The sequence below is a fragment of the Methylobacterium sp. J-059 genome (genome assembly GCF_022829485.1).
Classification (GTDB): Bacteria; Pseudomonadota; Alphaproteobacteria; order Rhizobiales; family Beijerinckiaceae; genus Methylobacterium.
The window spans coordinates 34,861-55,359 of sequence record NZ_JAKSYA010000113.1; the positions used below are offsets into that span (position 1 = coordinate 34,861).

The 20,499-nt window shown below is 72.3% G+C and carries 20 protein-coding genes; 12 read left to right on the top strand and 8 right to left on the bottom strand.

The window, feature by feature from the left end; translation table 11 throughout:
* The first annotated feature begins 6 nt into the window (after window positions 1–6).
* From MKK55_RS15390 to MKK55_RS15430, 9 genes are all read left to right on the top strand, one after another.
* Window positions 7–1,191, top strand: a complete 1,185-nt coding sequence (locus MKK55_RS15390) for a class I SAM-dependent methyltransferase (RefSeq protein ID WP_243935961.1) — start codon at window positions 7–9, stop codon at window positions 1,189–1,191.
* Window positions 1,191–2,213, top strand: coding sequence for a Gfo/Idh/MocA family protein (locus tag MKK55_RS15395; RefSeq protein WP_243935969.1), 1,023 nt, complete (start codon window positions 1,191–1,193; stop codon window positions 2,211–2,213). The genes MKK55_RS15390 and MKK55_RS15395 overlap by 1 nt, the downstream gene beginning before the upstream one ends.
* Window positions 2,210–3,799 (top strand): YcaO-like family protein, encoded by a 1,590-nt coding sequence (locus MKK55_RS15400; protein WP_243935978.1) that lies wholly within the window; start codon window positions 2,210–2,212, stop codon window positions 3,797–3,799. The genes MKK55_RS15395 and MKK55_RS15400 overlap by 4 nt, the downstream gene beginning before the upstream one ends.
* The gene (locus MKK55_RS15405) at window positions 3,796–4,662 is read left to right on the top strand and encodes a sugar phosphate isomerase/epimerase family protein (protein ID WP_243935980.1); all 867 of its coding nucleotides are present in this window, start codon (window positions 3,796–3,798) and stop codon (window positions 4,660–4,662) included. Before MKK55_RS15400 ends, MKK55_RS15405 begins: the two co-directional genes overlap by 4 nt.
* Window positions 4,659–5,894, top strand: coding sequence for a glycosyltransferase family 4 protein (locus MKK55_RS15410; protein WP_243935983.1), 1,236 nt, complete (start codon window positions 4,659–4,661; stop codon window positions 5,892–5,894). The genes MKK55_RS15405 and MKK55_RS15410 overlap by 4 nt, the downstream gene beginning before the upstream one ends.
* A 17-nt stretch (window positions 5,895–5,911) precedes the next feature.
* Window positions 5,912–6,670, top strand: coding sequence for a PIG-L deacetylase family protein (locus tag MKK55_RS15415; protein WP_243935991.1), 759 nt, complete (start codon window positions 5,912–5,914; stop codon window positions 6,668–6,670).
* Window positions 6,657–7,316, top strand: coding sequence for a uracil-DNA glycosylase (locus tag MKK55_RS15420; RefSeq protein WP_243935993.1), 660 nt, complete (start codon window positions 6,657–6,659; stop codon window positions 7,314–7,316). The genes MKK55_RS15415 and MKK55_RS15420 overlap by 14 nt, the downstream gene beginning before the upstream one ends.
* Window positions 7,317–7,461: 145 nt before the next feature.
* Window positions 7,462–8,499: a lysylphosphatidylglycerol synthase domain-containing protein gene (locus tag MKK55_RS15425; RefSeq protein ID WP_243935995.1), complete on the top strand. Its 1,038-nt coding sequence runs from the start codon at window positions 7,462–7,464 to the stop codon at window positions 8,497–8,499.
* 18 nt (window positions 8,500–8,517) lie between these two features.
* Window positions 8,518–9,792, top strand: coding sequence for an ATP-binding protein (locus tag MKK55_RS15430; protein WP_243935997.1), 1,275 nt, complete (start codon window positions 8,518–8,520; stop codon window positions 9,790–9,792).
* Here MKK55_RS15430 and MKK55_RS15435 read toward each other — a convergent pair.
* The 8 genes from MKK55_RS15435 to MKK55_RS15470 form a co-directional block, all read right to left on the bottom strand.
* On the bottom strand, window positions 9,783–11,147 hold the full coding sequence (locus tag MKK55_RS15435; protein ID WP_147727057.1) for a sigma-54-dependent transcriptional regulator: 1,365 nt from the start codon (window positions 11,145–11,147) through the stop codon (window positions 9,783–9,785). The two genes, MKK55_RS15430 and MKK55_RS15435, sit on opposite strands and share 10 nt — an antisense overlap.
* 83 nt (window positions 11,148–11,230) lie before the next feature.
* Complete coding sequence (fliN, locus tag MKK55_RS15440) at window positions 11,231–11,569, bottom strand: flagellar motor switch protein FliN (RefSeq protein WP_147842485.1); 339 nt, start codon at window positions 11,567–11,569, stop codon at window positions 11,231–11,233.
* A gap of 17 nt (window positions 11,570–11,586) precedes the next feature.
* Window positions 11,587–12,198 carry a FliH/SctL family protein gene (locus MKK55_RS15445; protein ID WP_147859732.1) on the bottom strand — a complete coding sequence of 204 codons (612 nt, stop codon included), beginning with the start codon at window positions 12,196–12,198 and terminating at the stop codon, window positions 11,587–11,589.
* Window positions 12,195–13,247 (bottom strand): flagellar motor switch protein FliG, encoded by a 1,053-nt coding sequence (locus MKK55_RS15450; RefSeq protein WP_147728882.1) that lies wholly within the window; start codon window positions 13,245–13,247, stop codon window positions 12,195–12,197. The genes MKK55_RS15445 and MKK55_RS15450 overlap by 4 nt, the downstream gene beginning before the upstream one ends.
* Before the next feature lie 50 nt (window positions 13,248–13,297).
* The gene (fliF, locus tag MKK55_RS15455) at window positions 13,298–14,914 is read right to left on the bottom strand and encodes a flagellar basal-body MS-ring/collar protein FliF (RefSeq protein WP_147728883.1); all 1,617 of its coding nucleotides are present in this window, start codon (window positions 14,912–14,914) and stop codon (window positions 13,298–13,300) included.
* Between the two features lie 220 nt (window positions 14,915–15,134).
* The gene (locus tag MKK55_RS15460) at window positions 15,135–15,410 is read right to left on the bottom strand and encodes a DUF1153 domain-containing protein (protein WP_147728884.1); all 276 of its coding nucleotides are present in this window, start codon (window positions 15,408–15,410) and stop codon (window positions 15,135–15,137) included.
* 92 nt (window positions 15,411–15,502) lie between these two features.
* Window positions 15,503–16,183: a flagellar hook assembly protein FlgD gene (locus MKK55_RS15465; RefSeq protein ID WP_243935999.1), complete on the bottom strand. Its 681-nt coding sequence runs from the start codon at window positions 16,181–16,183 to the stop codon at window positions 15,503–15,505.
* A 13-nt stretch (window positions 16,184–16,196) separates the two neighbouring features.
* Window positions 16,197–17,552 carry a flagellar hook-length control protein FliK gene (locus MKK55_RS15470; RefSeq protein WP_243936002.1) on the bottom strand — a complete coding sequence of 452 codons (1,356 nt, stop codon included), beginning with the start codon at window positions 17,550–17,552 and terminating at the stop codon, window positions 16,197–16,199.
* A 264-nt stretch (window positions 17,553–17,816) separates the two neighbouring features.
* On the opposite strand from MKK55_RS15470, the gene mnmA reads away from it, so the two are divergent.
* Genes mnmA through MKK55_RS15485 form a run of 3 tightly spaced genes read left to right on the top strand, consistent with a single transcriptional unit; the run spans window position 17,817 to window position 20,470 of the window.
* On the top strand, window positions 17,817–18,974 hold the full coding sequence (gene mnmA / locus MKK55_RS15475) for a tRNA 2-thiouridine(34) synthase MnmA (protein ID WP_243936004.1): 1,158 nt from the start codon (window positions 17,817–17,819) through the stop codon (window positions 18,972–18,974).
* Window positions 18,975–19,025: 51 nt separating this feature from the next.
* Window positions 19,026–19,676: a class I SAM-dependent methyltransferase gene (locus MKK55_RS15480; RefSeq protein ID WP_147729569.1), complete on the top strand. Its 651-nt coding sequence runs from the start codon at window positions 19,026–19,028 to the stop codon at window positions 19,674–19,676.
* Entirely contained in the window at window positions 19,673–20,470 is a 798-nt protein-coding gene (locus MKK55_RS15485) for a TVP38/TMEM64 family protein (protein WP_243936007.1), read from the top strand. Before MKK55_RS15480 ends, MKK55_RS15485 begins: the two co-directional genes overlap by 4 nt.
* The last annotated feature ends 29 nt before the right edge of the window (window positions 20,471–20,499 follow it).

Genomic DNA, 20,499 nt, shown 5'->3' on the forward strand with positions numbered 1-20,499 from the left:
GTTCCGATGATTCCCTTCGACCTGCGGTCGCCCGCGACCGGCCATGCGCTGAAGCCCGACACCGCGCATTCCCTGCGCGATGCCGAAGCCGGCGAGCGCTGGCCGGTGGTCGACGGCATCCCCTATCTCCGGGTCGGCCGCACCGACCTCGTCGCCCGCGTTCTCGCGCATCTCGACGCCGGCGAGGGCGACGCGGCGCTCGCGCTCCTGCTCGCCGATCAGGACGATTGGTGGACCGGCCCGCCGGCCGAGCCGGCCGACCTTTCCGCGCTGATCGCCGGTCGCGCCACGGCGACCCTGCGCGATGCCGTCCGCCTGCTCGGCTGGGGCCGCGTCGGCGATTATTTCCTGCACCGGTGGAGCGACCCGACCTATCTCGCCGGCCTCGCCCTGCTCGAAGCGCACTGGAACGATCCGGTCTGCGTCTTCGAGTTCGCCTGCGGCATCGGCCACTACCTGCGCACCCTGAAGCAGCGCGGCTGCAAGGTCGCGGGCGCCGACGTGGTCTTCGCCAAGCTCTGGGTCGCCCGGCACTGGGTGGTCGGCGCCGGTGCGCAGCTCGTCTGCTTCGATGCCGGCTCGGCGCATTGGCCGATCCCGGGCGCGCCGGTGGACCTCGTCGTCTGCAACGATGCCTTCTACTTCCTCGACGAGAAGGCGACGCTGCTCGACAACCTCCGCCAGAACGCCGGCGACGACGGCTGGCTGGCGCTCAGCCACATCCACAACAGCGACCGCCCCGGCTTCTCGGCCGGCCGCGCCGTCTCGGCCGACGAGATCGCCGAGCTGTTTCCCGACGCCCTCGTCTACGACGACGCCGAGCTGACCCGAGCCCTGGTCGCGGCGCGGGCGCCGAGCCCGCGCGCGCCGTCGGAGCTGCGGGCCTGCGAGGCGTTCTCGGTAGTCGCCGGGCCGGGGATGCGGCCGGCGCCGCGTTCCGTCGTGGACGGGCTGACGCTGCCGAAGGCCGGCGCCGACCTCGTCCTCAACCCGCTCTATCGCCGCGACGAGACGGGCGGGTATGCCATCGCGTGGCCCTCGGAGCGCTACGAGGCCGAGTACGCGCCGCACGTCACCTACCCGCTGCGATCGCACGGTCCCGAAAGGCTGGTCTTTTCCGGCGGCATCGAAGCGGCGGAGATCGGACGCGTGCGCAGCCGGGAATTCGTCGATCTCCCGGAGCGCTGGTGATGGATGCCGTCCGCTGGGGCATCGTCGGCTACGGCTGGGTCGCCCGCGACTACATGGCGCCGGGCATCCGCGCCGCCGGGCACCGCCTCGTCGCGGTGTGCGACCCGGGAGCGGCCTCCCGCGCCGCCGCCGAGGCCGAGGGCGCTCGCGCCTACGACAGCCTGGACCGGCTGGTCGACGACCCGGAGATCGAGGCGGTGTACGTCGCGACGCCCAATCACCTCCACCGGCAGGCGGTCGAGGCGCTGGCGGCGTCGGGCAAGGCGATCCTGTGCGAGAAGCCGATGGCGGCGAGCCTCGGCGACGCCGAGGCGATGGCCGCGGCGGTCGCACGGTCGGGGGCGTTCTACGGCACGGCGTTCGACCAGCGTCATCATCCCGGCCATCGCGCCCTGCGCGACCGGATCGCCGAAGGCCGGCTTGGCACGGTGACGGCGATCCGCATCGTCTACGCCTGCTGGCTCGGGCGCGACTGGGCGGCCTGCCCCGGCCAGGACAACTGGCGCATCGATCCGGCGCAGGCCGGCGGCGGCGCGTTGATGGATCTGGCGCCGCACGGCCTCGACCTCGTCGACTACCTCCTCGGCGAATCGCTGATGGACATCGCGGCCCTCACGCAGGCGCGGGCCCAGGATTACGCGGTCGACGATGGCGCGCTGCTGATCGGGCGGACCGAGAGCGGGGTGCTGGCGAGTCTCAACGTCGCCTACAACTGCCCCGACGCGCTGCCGCGCCGCCGCCTCGAGATCGTCGGCACCAAGGGCCTGCTCACCGCGATCGACACGATGGGCCAGACCGCCGGCGGCACCGTGACCTTCACCGACGGTGCGACCGGCGCCTCCGAGCCCGTCGCCTTCGACGCCGAGGCGTCGCCCTTCACCGAGCAGGTCCGGGCCTTCGGCTCGGCGCTGCGGCGTCCGGCGGAGCGGGAGGCCTACTCGGCGGCACGCGACCTCCACACCATGCGGCTGATCGCGCGGGCCTACGGCGCGCTCGCCCCAGCAGACGGACCGAACACGTGACCGAGAACGACCAGGACGACCGCGCCCGCGATCCGCGCATCAAGGCGCCGCGGCCCTACAGCTTCGGCGGCCCGCGCCGGATCGAGGGGCTGCCGCAGAACCTGCCGGAGCCGGCGCGCGCCTATCTCGACATCCTTCCGCCGGGCCGGATCGTCGGGTTCCCCTTGGCGCCGCTCGACCGCACCGGAATCCCGGTCTGGTTCGTCTCGCTGTTCCTCGACGATCCGTTCTTCGTCGGCGCGATGCCGTCCGGCATCGGCTACGGCGCCACCGACGACGAGGCGCTGATCGGCGCGGTCGCCGAGATCGCCGAGAACCTGATGCCGTCGCTCGCGGTGATGCCGCGTAAGAAGGAGCGCGCGAGCTACCACGACCTCGTCAAGGTCTACGGCGCCGGCTCGGTCGCCGACCCGCTGACCCTCTGCCTGCCGGCCGGCTCCCCGGTGGGGCGCGACACGGTGCTGGAATGGACCGCGGCGACGCGCGCCAGGACCGGTGCGATCGTGCTGATGCCGCTCGACATCGCGGCCACCGATTATTTCGAACTGTCGGAGGGCTACAAGCCCTTCACCAACCTGATCACCAACGGCCTCGGTGCTGGGCCGGACGTGCCGTTCGCGCTCGGCCACGGCGTCCTCGAGCTGCTGCAGCGCGACGGCAACGGTCTCCTGTTCCGTGCGCTCGACCAGGGCGTGATGCTCGACGTCTCGGAGGGCCTCGGACCCGAGACGCGGGCGATGCTCGACCGCCTCGACGCGCTCGGCATCCGGGCGCTGCCGAAATTCGCCACCGACCAGTTCGGGCTGACCAACCTCTACGTCGTCGGCTACGACAAGGATCCGGCCGACGCCCCGGTGCCGATCGCGCTCTCGGCCTGCGGCGAGGCTTGCGACCCGGATCGCGAGCGTGCGCTCCGCAAGGCGTTGCTCGAGTTCCAGGCCGCCCGCGTGCGCAAGGCTTTCGGCCACGGGCCGCTCGCCTTCGCCGAGCGGGTGACGCCGCCGGGCTACGTCGGCGCGTTCATCGAGAAGGCGCTGCCGAGCCTCGACCTCGAGGAGAGCCGGGCGCTGAAGGCCATGCTCGAATGGATCGTGCTGCCCCCCGAGGGCCTGCGCGACGTCCTGAAGGACACGGTCTATTCCGAGCGGGCGACCAAGGCGTTCACCGACCTGCCGACGACCCCGGCCGCCGACGGTCACGCGCGCGGCAAGATCGCCTGCGACCGGCTCGACGAGGCCGGGTTCGACATCCTCTACGTCGACTGCTCGCCGGTGGGCGGCGCGGTCGGCGTTGTCAAGGCGATCGTGCCGGGGCTCGAGGTCGAGACCATGAGCTACTACCGCATCGGCGAGCGCAACGCCCGCAAGCTGATCGAGCGCGACCACCCGCTGATCACGTTCGGCACCCCGAGCGAGACCCTGCTGCCGGTTCGCCTGACGCCGGAGGCGATCGAGCGCTTCGGCGGCCAGCCGCTGTTCGACACCGCGCTGGCGGAGTCGATCGTCGGCAGCCACTATCCGCTCTACCGCGAGCCGGAATCGCACCATGCCCCGTTCCGGCTGGAGCAGACGGGGAGGGCCGCGTGACGCTTCGCTTCGCCTACAACACGAACGGTGCGGCCAACCATCGGCTCGACGACGCGATCGACCTGATCAAGGGCGCCGGCTACGACGGCGTCGCCCTGACGCTCGACATCCACCACCTCGACCCCTTCGCGGAGGGCTGGGCGACGGAGGCCGGTCGGGTTGCCAGCCGCCTGGAGAAGCTGGAACTCGGCTCGGTGATCGAGACCGGCGCCCGCTTCCTCCTCGACCCGCGCGCCAAGCACGAGCCGACGCTCGTCACCGCAGACGCCTCGGCCCGCGCGCGCCGCGTGGGCTTCCTCAAGCGTGCGATCGACATCGGTGCGATGCTGCATTCCGAGGCGGTCTCGTTCTGGGCCGGGGTGCCGCGACCGGGCGTCGACCCGGACGAGGCGCGGGGCTGGCTCGTCGAAGGCTTGACCGAGGTCGTGGCCTACGCCGCCGAGAAGGGGGTGGTGCCGTGCCTCGAGCCAGAGCCGGGCATGCGGATCGAGACGCTGGACGACTTCGCCGCGCTCGAGGTGGGAGGCCTGCGCCTTGCCCTCGACACCGGCCATTGCCTCGTCACCGGCGAGCGCGACCCGGCAGCGGCGGTCCACGAATTCGCCGGACGCATCGGCACGGTGGCGATCGAGGACATGAAGCGCGGGGAGCACATCCACCTGCCCTTCGGCGAGGGCGACATGGACGTGCCCGGCATTCTCGAGGCGCTGGAAGCCATCCGCTACGACAAGCTGATCTGCGTGGAGCTGTCGCGCGAGAGCCATCGCGCCGATGCGATGATCCCGGCCTCGCTCGAATACCTCCGCAGCTGCCGGCGCGACGGACCGCCCCTTCCGGACGACCAGGAGACCCGGCGGCAATGAGGATCTGCTTCGTCAGCCGGCGCTACTTTCCGGCGATTTCCGGCATGAGCGTCTACGCGCAGAACCTGCTGCGCGAGCTGGTCCAAGCCGGCCACGACGTGACGATGGTCTCGCAGTATCGCGGCGACGCGTTCGGCACCCGCGTCTACGGCGGCGGCCCGCCGCCCGCGGTGCCGGGCGTGCGGGTGATCGGCCTCGAGCAGGTCGGCGAGCAGACGAGCGGCGACTTCGAGCGCGACATCGACACGATGGTCGCGACCATCCGCGACGAGCACGCGCGCAAGCCCTTCGACGTCCTGCACGCGCAGTACGGCTACCCGACCGGGTGGGCGGTGCTGCTGGCGTCCAAGGCGCTCGGCGTGCCGAACGTGGTCTCGATCCAGGGCGGCGACGGGCACTGGGTCGGGTCGTGCTGCGAGACCCACCGGGTCGCGATGTGCGAGGTGCTGGCCCACGCCAACGCCCTGCTGATCGGCGGCGCCTCCTTCGTCGACGAGGTCTGCGACCGGCTCGGCTCGGACCCGGCCCACTTCACCATCGTGCCCGGCGCCGTCGACACCGCGCGGTTCGCCCGCGGCGGCGACGGCCTGCCGGCGCCCCATGACGGACCGGTCCGCCTGTTCTATCACGGCCGCGTCGACCGCCGGAAAGGCGTGCTCGACTTCATCCAAGCCCTGGCGATCCTGCGCGAACGCGGCACGCCGTTCGCCGCCACGATCTCGGGCATCGGCCCCGACGTGGAGTCCTCGCACGCGCTGGCCGCGGAACTCGGGTTCTCGGACGTCGAGATCCGTTTCACCGGCTACGCCGATTACGACACCGTTCCGAGCCTCTATCGACAGGCCGACGTCTTCGTGTCGCCGACCTACGCGGAAGGCTTCTCCAACACGATCCTGGAGGCGATGGCCGCGGGGCTCGCGGTCGTGTCCTGCCACGCGGTCGGCGTCTCGGACTGCCTGCGCGACGGGGAGAACGGCCTCCTGACGATGCCCGGCGACGTGCCGGCGCTGGCCGAGGCGCTGACGCGGATCGTCACGGACGCGACCTTGCGCCGCCGCCTCGCCGGGGCCGCCCTGGAAGAGTGCCGCCGGGTGTACTCCTGGACGGCGGTCGGCCGTCAGATCATGGCGGTCTACGGCGAGGTCGTGCACGCGGCCCCGGCGACGGACTTCGCGGACACGCTCCCGCACGATCCGGCCTGCCGCTTCCGCGCCGAGCCGCACCTGCTCTAGCCGCAAGCCCCGATCCGATGCCCACCGCGCTCGCCCTGTCTCCCCACCTCGATGATGCCGCCTTCTCCTGCGGCGGCACGCTGGCGACCCTGGCCGCGTCGGGCTGGCGCGTGGTGATGGCGACGGTGTTCACGCAGAGCGTCCCCGGCCCGACCGGGTTCGCGCTCGCCTGCCAGCTGGACAAGGGGCTCGACGCGTCGGTGGACTACATGCGCCTGCGCCGCGCCGAGGACGAGGCGGCGGCCCGCTGCCTCGGGGTCGAGGTGCGTCACATGCCGTTCCGCGAGGCGCCGCACCGCGGCTACGGCTCGGCGCCGGACCTCTTCGCCGAGCCCCGTGCCGACGACGGCATCGTCGAGCACCTGGTCCCCGCCTTCCGGGCGCTGATCGACGACATCGCACCGGACCTGATCCTCGCGCCGCAGGCGATCGGCGGCCATGTCGACCACCTGCAGGTGGTCGCGGCCTTCCGCAGGACCGGGTCGCGGCAGCCGGAGCTGTGGTGGCGGGATTTCCCCTACACCGTGCGCGACACCGTGCCGAAGGCGCCGCTCGCCGCCTCCTTCGCCGGCCTGCCGGTCCGCCAGGTCGACCTCGATCGGGCCGCGCAGGAGGCGAAGGCCGAGGCCTGCGCCGCCTACGCGACGCAGCTCGGCTTCCAGTTCGGCGGACGCGCGGCGCTGATGGACCGTCTCGGTGCCGAGGGCGGGCGCGAACGCGTCTCGGTCGCGGGCATCCTGCCCGACGGCTGTCCCGGTTTCGATGCGGCCGCCTGAGCCCGGCACGCCGAAGAGCCTGGCCGATCCGGAGGTTCTGGCAGCGCGACGGGCGATCCGCGATGCCGGCCACGTCGCGCCGCTCCGCGCGATGGCAGCCCGGATCGCCCGAGAGTTCGACGCCGCCGTTCCCGACCCGGATCCCCTCGACGGCGGCATCCACGCACGCCTGCTGCTCCTGCTGGAGACGCCCGGACCGGCGATCGTCCGCACCGGCTTCGTCTCGCGCGACAACCCCACCGGCACCGCGGCCAACCTGTTCCGCTTCCTCGCGGAGGCGGGAATCGCGCGGGCCGACACGCTGATCTGGAACGCGATCCCGTTCGTGATCCATGCCGAGGGCGCCCTGAACCGGGCACCGCGCCGCTCCGAGATCCGTGCCGCGGCGCCCTGCCTCGCCCCGCTGCTCGCGCTCCTGCCCGACCTCGCCGTCGTCGTCCTGTCCGGCCGCGTCGCCGGCATGGCGCGTGAATCCATCGCCGCGCTGAGGCCGGGTCTTCCGGTGGTCGCGATCCCGCATCCGAGCCCGACCTACGTCTGCACCGCGCCGGACGTGGCCGCGCGCATCCGCGCCGGGTTGGGCGAGGCCGGCGTCATCCTGCGGACATGCGGCACGGCGAGAACCGGCTTTTCCGTGCCCGATTGAGAACGAGCCGGTGCGGTCGCTGGCCTTGGAGCGCCGATGGTTCTACATGCGGGGCAACGGGCAACGGCCCGAAACATCCGGCATCGAACCCGCGGCCCGCTCGCCGGCCGGGCGGGATATCCGGCGGAGGCGGACGCCGATCGGAATGAACGTCCACGATCAGCATCGCGGAACGCGCGATCATGCCGAGACGGCCGCGCCAGACGCGCCGATCCCGGCCGATGCCACGGCGAGCAAGGGCCGGCACAGCCGCTACGCCTGGCTCGGCACTGCGGCGAGCATCATCCTGTTCGCCGTCTCGCTCGGCGTCCTGTGGAAGCTGGTCCAGACCGTCACCTGGGCGGATCTGCGCAAGGCGTTCGTCGAGGCCAGCTCCAACCAGCTCGGCCTCGCCTTCCTGTTCGTCTTCGTCAGCTACCTCTTCCTCACCGGCTACGACGCGCTCGCCCTGCGACAGCTGCGGATCAAGGTGCCCTACCGGATCACCGCGCTCGCCTCGTTCACGAGCTACGCGGTGAGCTTCACGCTCGGCTTCCCGCTGCTGACCGCCGGCACGATCCGTTACTGGATCTATGCGCGCCAGGGCCTCACCGCGGCGAAGATCGCCGCGCTCACGGTCATCGCCGGCTTCACCTTCTGGCTCGGCATGGGCGTGGTGCTGGGCTTGAGCCTGATCATCGAGGCGAGCCAGCTCGCGGGCCTCGCCTTCACGTCGATCCGGATCAACCAGGGCGTCGGGCTGTTCGCGCTGGCCCTGGTGCTCGGCTATCTCGGCTGGGTCTCGGCCAAGCGCCGGCACGTCACCATCCGGCAATGGCGCCTGGAGCTGCCGGGCGCCTCCGTCTCCCTGGGGCAGATGGTGGTCGGCATCGGCGACGTCTGCGCGGCGGCCGCCGTGCTGTACGTGCTGATGCCGGCGGGCCTCTCCATCGGCTTCACCACCTTCCTGGCGATCTACGTCCTCGCGGCGATGCTCGGCATCGCCTCGAACGCGCCCGGCGGGCTCGGCGTGTTCGAGGCGACGATCCTGCTGGCGCTGTCGAGCCTGCCGCGGGAGCAGGTGCTGGGCTCTCTGCTGCTGTTCCGGATCTGCTACTACGTCGTGCCCTTCGTCACCGCGCTGGCGATGCTCGGCGCCTACGAGATCGTGAAGCGGGCGGGCCGCGCGCGCGGAGAGCCGTGAGCCTCGGCGGCCGCGAGCATGCCTGAGGCCGCCACGAGCCGGACGGCCTGGACCAGCGCGGCGACGGCGGTCTCGCTCGTCGGTCTCTTCGCGTACCACCGCGGCCTCCTCGACGGGCCGATGATCGCGGCGGGGCTCGCGGCGATCTGCGTCGGCGGCTTCCTCGCCACCCGCGGGCGCGACGCGATCGCCGCCGCACCGAGCCTGCGCCAGACCGATCGCCACGCGGTCGCCGAGGCGCTGCTCGCCAACATCCCCGACCCGGTGATCCTCATCGACCGCCGCGCGGTGGTGATTGAGGCGAACCCGGCGGCGCGGGCCCTGCTGCCGGCCTTGCGCCTGCGCCACCCCCTCTCCTTCGCCCTGCGCGCGCCGGACGTGCTCGACGCGGTGGAGGCGGTGCTGCGGACCGGCGCGCCCGCGAAGACCACCTACGCCGTCCGCGTGCCGACCGAGCGCGCCTTCGAGGTCCAGATCGGCGCGCTGCCGATGCCGGAGGGCGGCCAGCCGAACGTGGTGCTGTTCCTGCGCGACCTCACCGCCGCGCGGCGCCTCGAGGCGATGCGGGTCGATTTCGTCGCCAATGCCAGCCACGAGCTGCGCACGCCGCTGGCCTCGCTCCTCGGCTTCATCGAGACGCTGCAGGGCCCGGCCCGTGCCGACGCGCCGGCCCGCGAGCGCTTCCTCGGCATCATGCACAGCCAGGCGCAGCGGATGACCCGGCTGATCGACGACCTGCTCTCGCTCTCGCGGATCGAGCTGCGCGAGCACGTGGCGCCGACCCAGGTGGTCGACCTCGGCACGATCGCCCGCCAGATGGTCGATGCGCAAGGGGCGCTCGCGGCGGCCCGCGGCGTCGCGGTCGTCCTGGAAGCGGGGGAGGGCGCGTATCCGGTGCTCGGCGAGCCGGACGAGCTGCTGCGCGTCGTCGAGAACCTGATCGAGAACGCGGTGAAGTACGGCGGCCGCAGCGTCGTCGTCGGCCTGGCGCGGACGCGCGACGCGCTGCTCGGCAGCCGCATCGTGCTGAGCGTGCGCGACGACGGGCCGGGCATCGCCCCCGAGCACCTGCCGCGCCTGACCGAGCGCTTCTACCGCATCGACGTGGCGTCGAGCCGCCAGAAGGGCGGCACCGGGCTCGGCCTCGCCATCGTCAAGCACAGCCTCAACCGCCACCGGGGCCGCCTCGCCTTCGAGAGCGAGGTCGGTGCCGGCACGGTGGTGCGCGTGACGCTTCCCGAGCACCGCCCCCGCGCCGCGGCGGAGCCGACGGCGGAGGCCGATCAGCCGTAGGCGGCGATCGCCCGGGCGGAGCCGGGCTCGGCCACCTCGAGCCCCGAGCCGACATACTCGTTGAGCTTGTTGCGCAGCGTCCGGATCGAGATGCCGAGGATCTTGGCCGCATGGGTGCGGTTGCCAAGGCAATGGTCGAGGGTGTCGAGGATCAGGTCGCATTCGACCTGCGCCACGGTGCGGCCGACGAGCCCGCGGGTCGCGGCTTCCGCCACCTGGGCCGCGCGCGTCGCGGCACCGACCGGCGCGGCGATCGAGTCGCCCTCCGGCGTCAGGATCGCGTCGGCGCCGATCTCAGGGCCGGAGGCGAGCAGCACCGCCCGGTGCAGGGTGTTCTCGAGCTCGCGCACGTTGCCGCGCCACGGGTTCTTCAGCACCATCTCCTGCGCCGCCCGCCCGAGCGGCCGCACCGGCACGCCGTTCACCTCGGCATACTTCTTGGCGAAGTGCGCGGCGAGCTCGAGGATGTCGGCCGGGCGCTCGCGCAGGGGCGGCAGGCGCAGGTGGACGACGTTGAGGCGGTAGAACAGGTCCTCGCGGAACGTGCCCTTGCGGACCTCCTCGGCGAGGTTGCGGTTCGAGGTGGCGAGCACGCGGATGTCGACCTTGACCGGGGCCGAGCCGCCGACGCGGTCGATCACCCGCTCCTGCAGCGCCCGCAGCAGCTTGGATTGCAGGCGGACGTCCATCTCCGAAATCTCGTCCAGCAGCAGCGTGCCGCCGTTGGCCTCCTCGAAGCGGCCGATGCGCCGGGCGACCGCGCCGGTGAAGGCGCCCTTCTCGTGGCCGAACAGCTCGGATTCGAGCAGGGCCTCGGGGATCGCGGCGCAGTTGACCGAGACGAACGGCTTGTTGCCGCGTGCCGACTTCTGGTGGACGTGGCGGGCGAGCACCTCCTTGCCGGTGCCGCTCTCGCCGGTGATCAGCACCGAGGCCTCCGAGCGGGCGATCTGCTCGGCCAGGCGCACCACCTTCTCCATCGAGGCGTCGCGCCAGACGAAGGCGCGTCCGTCCGCCGAGACCGCCTCGAGCACGGCGGCGATCAGGTCCGGGTCCGGGGGGAGGGGGATGTACTCCTTGGCGCCCGCCTGGATCGCGGCGACGGCGGCCTTCGCGTCGGTGGTGACGCCGCAGGCGACGACCGGGGTGCGGATGCGCTCCTCGCTCAGCGCCGCGACGAGGTCGCGGATCGAGAGCCCGACATCGATCATGATGAGGTCGGCGCCCTTGGCGCGCAGGACGTTCAGCCCCTGCGCGACGCCGTCGGCCTGGGTCACCGCCGCCCCGCGGTTCATCGCGATCTTCGAGGCGGTGATCAGCTCGCCGTTGAGCCGTCCGATGATCAAGAGCCGCATCGCGGTGTCTCCGTTCTAACTGTGTCGGCGCCGCGGACCGCCCCGTCGTGCACGGCGGAGCGCGGGGCCCGGGTCTCAAGAGGTCAGCGGTCGCCCTTGACGATCTCGGTCATCGTCACCCCGAGGCGGTCCTCGACCAGGACGACCTCGCCGCGGGCGACGAGGCGGTTGTTGACGAAGATGTCGACCGCCTCGCCGACCTTGCGGTCGAGCTCCAGCACCGCCCCGGGGGCGAGGCGGAGCAGGTCGCCGATCGGCATCCGCACGGCACCGAGCACCGCCGACACCATCACCGGCACGTCGAAGAGCTGCTCGAGGTCGGAGGCGCTCTTGGGCGTCGTCGGCACGTCGCGGATCGAATCCTCGCCCGCGAAGGCCGGATCCTGTTCGCCGAGCTGCGGCAGGCTGAAATCGTCGGACATCGGGCTCTTTCGATCTCTCAGGGTTCGACGGTGGTGCCGAGGGCATCGAGGACCGCGGCCTCGATGCGGGCGCGCTCGCGCACGATCCCGCCGTCGGCCCACTCGATGCGGGCGTCGCCCGACGCCATGTCGGGATCGCCCAGCACGACGAGGCGGCCCTCGTAGCCGCGCTCGCGCGCCAACCGCTTCATCAGCCCCTCGGCCTCCTCGACGAGGCCGTCATGGACGCGCACGACAAGGTGCGGCACGCCGCGCAGGTGCTGGAGGGCGGCACGCGCCGCCTCGCCGATCGCGGCGAGCGGCCGGGCGTCGAGGGCGTCGCCCGCGATCTTGCGGGCGAGCAGCACCGCCACCTCGACCGCCTGGTCCTCGCGCGCCACGTCGCGGGCGTCGGCCTGCGCGATCAGCCCGGCGGCGGCGAGCGACAGGCGGGTCATCGCATCGGACAGCCGCGCCTGCGCCTGGGCCTCGGCCTGAGCGCGGCCCTCCTGCACGCCGCGGGCGTGGGCGTGGGCGGCGGCCTCATCGGCTGCCTCGGCCGCGCGCACGCTCTCGCGGCTCGGCTGCGGCCGGCGGAAGTCGGTCTCGAACAGGAACGGCGTCTTGGCCGGAGCGGGCTTGGCGTTCAATAGACCAGCTCCTCCTCGGCGCTGTTCTTGGCGATCATGATCTCGCCCTTGTCGGCGAGGTCCTTGGCGAGCTCAGTCATCTTGGCCTGGGCCTCGTCCACCTCCTTGAGGCGGATCGGGCCGATCGAGCCCATCTCGTCGGTGAGGTTCTTGGCGGCGCGGGTCGACATCTGCGCCAGGAAGAAGCCGCGCACGCGCTCGTCGGCGCCCTTCAGCGCCCGGCACAAGGTCTCGTTGTCGACCGAGCGCATCAGCGTCTGCACGCTGCCGGGATCGAGCTTGAGCAGGTCCTCGAAGGTGAACATCAGCTCGCGGATGCGCTTGGCCGAGCCGCGGTTGCCCTGGTCGAGGGCGGCCAGGAACCGGCCCTCGGTCTGGCGGTCGAAGGCGTTGAAGACGTCGGCCATCATCTCGTGCGCGTCGCGGCGGGCGGATTGCGCGATGGTGGCGACGAACTCGACGCGCAACGTCTCCTCGATGTGGCGAAGCGCCTCCTTCTGCACGGTCTCCATCCGCAGCATCCGGTTGAGCACGTCGATGGCGAATTCCTCCGGCAGCAGGGTGAGCACCTTGGCCGCGTAGTCTGAGCGCACCTTCGACAGCACCACGGCGACGGTCTGCGGGTACTCGTTGCGCAGGAAGGCGGCGAGGATCTCGGGATCGACCTGGGCGATCGAGGCCCAGACCCGCTTGCCCGAGGCGCCCTTGATCTCGGCCATGATCATCGAGACCTGCTCGGTGGGGAAGATCTTCAGCAGCAGCGACTCCGTGCGCTCGAAGTTCGAGGTGATGCCCCCGCCGGTCGACAGCCGCGAGACGAAGTCGATGATCAGCTTCTCGACCGTCTCGGCCTCCAGCGATCCGAGCTGGACCATCGCGTGCGAGACCGTCTTGATCTCGTCCTCCTCCAGGCGCTGCCAGATCGGCGCCCCCTCGGCCTCGCCGAGGAGCAGCAGCAGCGCGGCGGCACGTTGCGGCCCCGGCATCGACGCGAACGCCGATCCCCCGAGGTCCTGCAAGCTCTCACCCAGTCCCGCACCCGCCGCCATCGTCCCGTCCCCTCCTCAAAGCCACTCGGTCGTCGTTCGCATCGTGCCGGCTACGGCGTTTCCTGGATCCAGTTGCGCAGGACCTCGACCGTCTCGGACGGGCTGGCGCGGACCATGTCGACCACCCGCTGCACGGTGTCGGCCTGGATCTGCCCGTTGATCTTGGCGAATTCCATCAGCCGGGCGGTCTGGTTCTCCCGCGGCACCAGGATCGTGCCGCCGGCTTCGATGTCCACCCCGCCCGCCGCGCCCGCCGCACCGAGCAGCGGCGTCGCCGCCGGGTCGGAGGCGAGCACGCGGCGCAGCAGCGGACGCACGACGACGAGCAGCACGATCAGGGTGAGCAAGGCGAGCACGCCGAGCTCGACGAACCGCATCACGTCTTCCTTGGTCGGGCTGAGCAGCGACTGGATCAGCGTCGGCTCGACGAAGTCGGCCGGGGTCGGCGCCTCGGCGAAGCGCAGGTTCACCACCTCGATCTGGTCGCCGCGCGCCTTGTCGAAGCCGACGGTGCTGCGCACCAGGGCCGCGATCCGCTCGATCTCCGCCGCCGGCCGGGGCTGGTAGGCGACCTTGCCGTCGGGGCCGGGCGCGTAGGCGCCGTCGACCAACACCGCCACCGAGAGGCGCTTCACCCGGCCGCCCTCGACCACCTCGGTCCGCGTGACCTTGGAGATCTCGTAGTTCGTGGTCTCCTCGTTCTTGTTCGAGGAATCCTTCGGCGCGGGCGCCTTGTCCTGGGCCGCGCCGGGCAGCTCGTTGCCGACGCTGACCGAGCCCTCGTTGTTGGCGGTCTGCGAGGCCTCGGTGCGGGTCTGGCTCGAGCGTACCACGCGGCTCTCGGGGTCGAAGGTCTCCGAGCGGCTCTCGACGCGGTTCATGTCGAGCTCGGCCGAGACCTGGACGCGGGCACGGCCCGGCCCGACGATGCCGGCGACGATCTCCTCGATCTGCGAGCGCAAGCGGCGCTCGAGTCCGGTCTGCTTCTCCTCGAAGGCGCCGGCCTCGCCCTGCTCGCCGCGGGCGCCGTCGGCCAGGAGCCGGCCGCGCTCGTCGACGATCGAGACGCGCTCGGGCTTCAGGCCCTCGACCGCGGAGGCGGCCAGGTGCCGGATCGCGCGGACCTGGCCGGCATCGAGGTCGCCCATCAGCTTCAGGACGATGGCGGCGCTCGGGAGCTCGCGGTCGCGCTCGAACAGGCGGCGCTCGGGCAGGACGAGGTGGACGCGGGCGGCCTGGACCCGGCCGATCGCCCGGATCGAGCGCGACAGCTCGCCTTCGAGGGCACGCAGGTGGTTCACGTTCTGGACGAAGTTGGTCGACGAGAACGCGTCGCCCTTGTCGAAGATCTCGTAGCCGACGCCGGCCTGGCTCGGCAGGCCCTTGCCGGCGAGGTCCATGCGCAGGCGGGGCAGGTCGGCGCGCGGCGCCATCACGGTCTGGCCGGTGTCGCCCCGGGTCTCGTAGCGGATGCCGCGGGCATCGAGGTCGCGCACCACGGCGGCCGCATCCTGGGCCGACAGGTCGGCGAACAGCACGCCCATGTCGGGGCGCGAGACCCGCAGGATCACGAAGGCGAAGAAGCCGATGAGGGTCAGCGTCACCGCCGCCATCGCGGCGAGGCGCGCCGGTCCGAGCTTGGTGACGAGATCGAGAACCGGCTTCACGGCTGTTACGCGCCCACCCCAGGCGGGCGCCGCGATCGGCCCCGCCCGGCAGAATTTGCCCAGGCCGTGGTTAGCGGGCGGTTAACGAATGGCCGCCGCCCCTCCATCGCCGAGGCCCTCCAAGCAGCGAAGCCGCATCCGCGGGAGGCGGATGCGGCTTCGCGTGAAACCGGCGGCGACCGCGCGGGCTGAACCGCGCCGGCCGGGGCACGAGGTCGAGTCAGTGGCGGTAATGCTGGATGCGCGTGGTGCGCAGGCCGGCAAGGCCGTGCTGGTCGATCGAGAACTGCCAGCTCAGGAACTCCTCGGTGGTGAGGGTGTAGCGCTGGCAAGCCTCTTCCAGGCTCAGGAGGCCGCCGCGGACGGCGGCCACCACTTCGGCCTTCCGGCGGATCACCCATCGACGGGTGCTCGTGGGCGGCAGGTCGGCGATCGTCAGGGGACTTCCATCGGGCCCGATCACGTATTTCACTCTCGGGCGGTGCGGTTCGGTCATGATACGCTCTACAACTCGACTGACCTGTCGAGCCATCAACCTACTTGCGCGGGCTTAAAACATGTTGAAGCGGATCACTCGGAAGTGATTCGTTATCCCGAGGTTGTGGACAACCCGATCCCGGTGACGCTGGAGAGCGGCACGCGCGAGGTGCCGATGACCAGGACCGGGTTGGCCCCGCTGAGGTCGACCTCGTCCACGGTGCCGGTCGTCTCGGTCGCGACCGAGACGGCGGCGCCGGTCGCATCGGTGGCCGAGACCTTGATCGAGTAGGTGCCCGCCGCCGAGGCGAGCCCGGACGAGTTCTTGCCGTTCCAGGAGAAGGTCTGGGGGCCGGCGGCGAGCGACGTCGTCTGTGTGCCGACGACGTTGCCGTTGGAATCGGAGATCGTCACCACCGCCTTGGTCGCCGCGCGCGCCGGCGTCAGGCTCCAGGTCGCGGAGCCGTCCTTGAGGTCGGCCGTGGTGCCGTCGGTGGTGATGGTCTTGCCGATGTAGCTCGTGGCCGAGGCCGAGCTCGCCGCCTTGCTGCTCGCCAGGATGCTGTCGAGGCGGTCGTTGCCCTTGAGCTGCTGCTCCACCTGCGCGAACTGCACCAGCTGCTGGGTGAACTGGTTGGTGTCCATCGGGTCGAGCGGGTTCTGGTTCTTCAGCTGCGTCGTCAGCAGGGTCAGGAACTGCGTGAAGTTGCTCGCCAGCGTCGCGCTGTCGGCGGTCTTGCCCGTGCTGCTCGATGAGGCCGCACTGGTCAGGCTGGAAATGCCGCTGGTCATCGTGGGAGCCTCCTCAGATTCGGATGTCGAGGCCGCTCAGGCCCCGGAGCGCGCGCGTCGGCGCGATCTCCGCGACGGCGGCCTCGGAAGGGGTGCCGGACGGGGCGCTGCCGCGGCCGGGCTGCCCGCCGCGCTGCGCGGTCTCCCCGCCGGATCCGCCGTCGCCGCGCAACGACATCGTGATGCCGCCCTGCGACGGGTCGAGCCCGGCCTGGGCCAGTGCCTGCTGCAGGCTGCCGGCATCGCGCTGGAGCATCGCCAGGGTCTCGACGCGCTCGACGACGAGATGCGTCGTCACGGTGCCCTTGTCCTTGTCGATGTCGAGGGTGACGTCGACGCGGCCCAGCTCGAGCGGATCGAGCCGGATCTGGAACTCGCTCGATCCGGCGAGCGACCGCAGCCCGATCGTCATCGGCACCTGGCCGAGCGGCACCGGCGCCGCTGTCGGCTGGGCCGCGGCCTTGTCCGCGGCGATCGGCGAGGAGCCGGACGGCGCGGCCTGGGCCTTGGCGACGGGGTCCGGCGTCGCGGGTCCGGCCGACGCGGCGTCGGTGAGCGCGGCGAAGAGGTCGGCCTTGGCCGCCGTGCCCGGCCCGGCATCCGCGCCGACCACCGCATCGTCACCCGTCGCGTCCGCGGGCGATGCCGTCCCGCCGGCGATCTCGGCCAGCCCGGCGGCCGCCGTCGTGCCCGCGACGCCGACGCCGGCTGCCGCCGTCGCGCCGGTGCCGGCCGACATCGCCTTCGCGGCGGCGCCGAGACGCGTCGGAGGCGCAGCGCCAAGGACGAGCGCGAGGGTCGGGGTCGCGAGAGCGACGTCGGCCGCCTTCGGGTCGGCACCCTTCGCGTCGGCGGCCTTCGCGTCGGTGACCTTGCCGTCCTCGGTCTCGGCCGCCGCGGTCTTCGTCGGCGCCGGCTTGCCGGCGGAGGCCGCCGAAGCGTCCTTCGTCGGCGGCGCATCGTCCTGGGCCGGTGCTTCGGCCTCGGGCTGGGTCGGGCCGGCATCGCGGGCGGTCGCCGCCGTGCCGGATCGCGAGGGAGCGGGATCGGACGGCGCGGCACCCGCGCCCGGCGCGGCCGGATCGGCCTTCGCGGAAGCATCGCGGATTGCAGCGGCGCGGGCCGTTTTGGCGTCGGCGGCAGCGAGGTCGGCGGCCTTGGCACGGTCGGCCCGGCCGGCGGCGGTCGCGTCCGCGCTGCGCTGGCGCTCGGCGGCGTTGCGGGCCTGGGCGTTGTCCTTGGCGGTGGCGGCTTCGAGATCGCGGCCGAAGCGGGCATGCGCCGCCGCCGCATCCGCCAGGTCGCGCGTCGTCGCGCGGGCGGATGCCCGCGCCGCCGCATCCACGAAGTCCGTCGTTCCCACCGCCATGCACGCTCTCCTGCGGGAGGCGGAGCAAGCGACAGGCCAGCGCGTGCGCCGAGCCAAGAGACTGAGAAACATCGTCTTTCGGCGACGGACCGGCTGGGGGATCATGCCGCCGCGGGCCGATGCTGCCGCGTGCCCGGCAGGACTTGCCGGGGCGGTCGACCGCGGCGATCGGGACGCGCCCTGGAAACGCCGAACGACACACACTATAGACAGGCCCGTGCGGCGGGATCTTCGCAGACCCGTGCCGCCGTCAGACCCGGCGCCATGAACTCCTTCGATCTTGCCAAGCCCCCGCACGAGACGCGCGTCGTCGTCGCCATGTCCGGCGGCGTCGATTCCTCCGTCGTGGCCGGGCTGCTGAAGCGCCAGGGCTACGACGTCGTCGGCATCACCCTGCAGCTCTACGACCACGGCGCCGCGACCCATCGCAAGGGCGCCTGCTGCGCCGGCCAGGACATCCACGACGCCCGCCGCGTCGCCGAGCGCCTCGGCATTCCGCACTACGTCCTCGACTACGAGGACCGCTTCCGCGACGCGGTGATCGACCGGTTCGCCGAGAGCTACCTCGCCGGCGAGACGCCGATCCCGTGCGTCGAGTGCAACCGCTCGATCAAGTTCCGCGACCTGCTGGCGACCGCCCGCGACCTCGACGCCGACTGCCTCGCCACCGGCCATTACGTCGCGAGCCGGGCGCTGCCGGGGGAGGGCGGGCGCCGCGCGCTCTACCGCGCCCTCGATCCGGCGCGCGACCAGAGCTACTTCCTCTACGCCACGACGCAGGACCAGCTCGACTTCCTGCGGTTCCCGCTCGGCGAGCTGCCCAAGGACGAGACCCGGCGCCTGGCGCGCGAGCTGGAGCTGGTGGTGTCGGAGAAGCCAGACAGCCAGGACATCTGCTTCGTGCCGCAGGGCCGCTACGCCGACGTGATCGCGCGGCTCCGCCCCGACGCCGCGCGGCCGGGCGAGATCGTGGATCTCGACGGCCAGGCGCTCGGGCGCCACGAGGGCATCATCCACTACACGGTCGGCCAGCGCCGCGGCCTGCGCGTGGCCTCGCCCGAGCCGCTCTACGTGGTCCGGCTCGAGCCCGACACCGCCCGCGTGGTGGTCGGCCCGCGCACCGCGCTGGCGACCCACCGCATCCGGCTCACCGACGTGAACTGGCTCGGGGCACCGGGCCCCGTCTCCGACATGGCGGTCGCGGTGCGCGTGCGCTCGACCCGCGAGCCGCGCCTTGCCCGGCTCGACTACGACCCCGCGACCGGCGCCGCCGAGATCGTCCTGGCCGTGCCCGAGGACGGGGTCTCGCCGGGCCAGGCCTGCGCGATCTACGCCGACGAGACCCCGCGCGGACGCGTGCTCGGCGGCGGCACGATCCGCCGCATCGACGCGGCCTCGGCGGGCGCGGCGAGAGCCGCGTGATCCGACGCGGCCCGCTCTGAACATCCCCCTCGAGACCGGAAGAGAACACGAATGCTGAGCGAGCCGGAGGCCGGGCCGAGCACCGCCCTGATGCGCAAGGCCTATGCCCGCTGGGCGCCGGTCTACGACGTGGTCTACGACAAGCTCACCGAGCCGGCCGCCCGGGCCGCGGTGGCCGCCGCCGCCGAGAGCGGCCCGCGCATCCTCGAGGCCGGCGTCGGCACCGGCCTGTCGCTCGGCTACTACCCGCGCGCCAGCTTCGTCTGCGGCGTCGACCTGTCCGAGGACATGCTGAAGCGCGCCCGCCGCAAGGTGCAGCGCCGCGGCCTTACCCACGTGAAGGGCCTGCAGGTGATGGACGTCTGCCGCCTCGGCTACGCCGATGCGTCGTTCGACGCGGTGGTGGCGCAGTTCCTGATCACCCTGGTGCCCGACCCGGAAGCCGCCCTGTCCGAGTTCCTGCGGGTGGTCCGCCCCGGCGGCGGCATCGTGCTCGCCAACCATTTCGGGCAGACCGAGGGACCGGTGGCGAAGGTCGAGGAGATCGTCGCGCCGCTCTGCACGAAGATCGGCTGGTCGTCGGACTTCAAGTCGACCCGGATCGAGGCCTGGGCGCGGCGCAACGGCGTCGAGTTCATCGGCGTCGCGCCGACCTTCCCGGGCGGGTTCTTCAAGATTCTGCGGATGCGTAAGCCCGCGTGACCGCGGCCGGCGCGACGTCGCCCGAGCGTCCGCGCTCCGCCCGCCGCCGCGCGCTGCGCTGGCTGCCCCTGGCGCTGCTGATCGCGCTGTCGATCGCCGTGCTGGTCTCGGGCGCGTCGCAGCTCCTCAGCCTCGACCGGCTGCTCGAGTCGCGGCAATGGCTGCGCGCCTTCGTCGAGGCGGACCGCCCGCGCGCCCTCGTGCTGGCCTACCTGATCTATGTCGGCTCCGTCGTCGTCTCGGTGCCGGCGACGCTGATCCTTACCATGGTGTGCGGCTTCCTGTTCGGCATCGTCACCGGCGCGATCGTCGCCGTCTGCGCCGCCACCACAGGCGCCGCGATCGTCTTCGCGATCGGCCGCGGGCCGGCCTCGGACCTGCTGCGGCGGGTGGCCGGCCCGCGGCTCGGCGCGCTCGCCGAGGGGTTCCGCAACGATGCCTTCGGCTACATCGTGTTCCTGCGCCTGCTGCCGCTGTTCCCGTTCTGGATGACCAATCTCGGGCCGGCCGCGTTCGGCGTGGCGCTGCGCACCTTCGTGCTCGCCACCGCCTGCGGCCTGCTGCCCGGCGCCTTCGTCTACGCGGCGACCGGCGCCGGCATCGAGGACGTGGTCGCGGCCCATGCGGACGCGAAAGCAGCCTGCCTGTCCGCCGGCGGCAGCGATTGCGACAACGCGCTGAGCTTCCGTGCGCTGGTGACGCCGCGGATGGTGATCGGCCTCGGCGGCCTCGGCCTGTTCGCGCTGCTCTCGATCGGCCTGCGGCGGCGCTTCATCCGGCGCAACGCGGGCTGATCCGCGGGACCGCTCGACCTTCGCGGGAC

What these genes read in the sequence shown, in the direction of transcription:
- MKK55_RS15450 (WP_147728882.1), bottom strand. Translation starts at nt 13,247, where the DNA reads ATGGCGGCGGGTGCGGGACTGGGTGAGAGCTTGCAGGACCTCGGGGGA.
- MKK55_RS15395 (WP_243935969.1), top strand. Translation starts at nt 1,191, where the DNA reads ATGGATGCCGTCCGCTGGGGCATCGTCGGCTACGGCTGGGTCGCCCGC.
- MKK55_RS15460 (WP_147728884.1), bottom strand. Translation starts at nt 15,410, where the DNA reads ATGACCGAACCGCACCGCCCGAGAGTGAAATACGTGATCGGGCCCGAT.
- fliN (WP_147842485.1), bottom strand. Translation starts at nt 11,569, where the DNA reads ATGTCCGACGATTTCAGCCTGCCGCAGCTCGGCGAACAGGATCCGGCC.
- MKK55_RS15430 (WP_243935997.1), top strand. Translation starts at nt 8,518, where the DNA reads ATGCCTGAGGCCGCCACGAGCCGGACGGCCTGGACCAGCGCGGCGACG.
- MKK55_RS15425 (WP_243935995.1), top strand. Translation starts at nt 7,462, where the DNA reads ATGAACGTCCACGATCAGCATCGCGGAACGCGCGATCATGCCGAGACG.
- MKK55_RS15480 (WP_147729569.1), top strand. Translation starts at nt 19,026, where the DNA reads ATGCTGAGCGAGCCGGAGGCCGGGCCGAGCACCGCCCTGATGCGCAAG.
- MKK55_RS15410 (WP_243935983.1), top strand. Translation starts at nt 4,659, where the DNA reads ATGAGGATCTGCTTCGTCAGCCGGCGCTACTTTCCGGCGATTTCCGGC.
- MKK55_RS15470 (WP_243936002.1), bottom strand. Translation starts at nt 17,552, where the DNA reads ATGGCGGTGGGAACGACGGACTTCGTGGATGCGGCGGCGCGGGCATCC.
- mnmA (WP_243936004.1), top strand. Translation starts at nt 17,817, where the DNA reads ATGAACTCCTTCGATCTTGCCAAGCCCCCGCACGAGACGCGCGTCGTC.
- MKK55_RS15420 (WP_243935993.1), top strand. Translation starts at nt 6,657, where the DNA reads ATGCGGCCGCCTGAGCCCGGCACGCCGAAGAGCCTGGCCGATCCGGAG.
- MKK55_RS15415 (WP_243935991.1), top strand. Translation starts at nt 5,912, where the DNA reads ATGCCCACCGCGCTCGCCCTGTCTCCCCACCTCGATGATGCCGCCTTC.
- MKK55_RS15390 (WP_243935961.1), top strand. Translation starts at nt 7, where the DNA reads ATGATTCCCTTCGACCTGCGGTCGCCCGCGACCGGCCATGCGCTGAAG.
- MKK55_RS15435 (WP_147727057.1), bottom strand. Translation starts at nt 11,147, where the DNA reads ATGCGGCTCTTGATCATCGGACGGCTCAACGGCGAGCTGATCACCGCC.
- MKK55_RS15465 (WP_243935999.1), bottom strand. Translation starts at nt 16,183, where the DNA reads ATGACCAGCGGCATTTCCAGCCTGACCAGTGCGGCCTCATCGAGCAGC.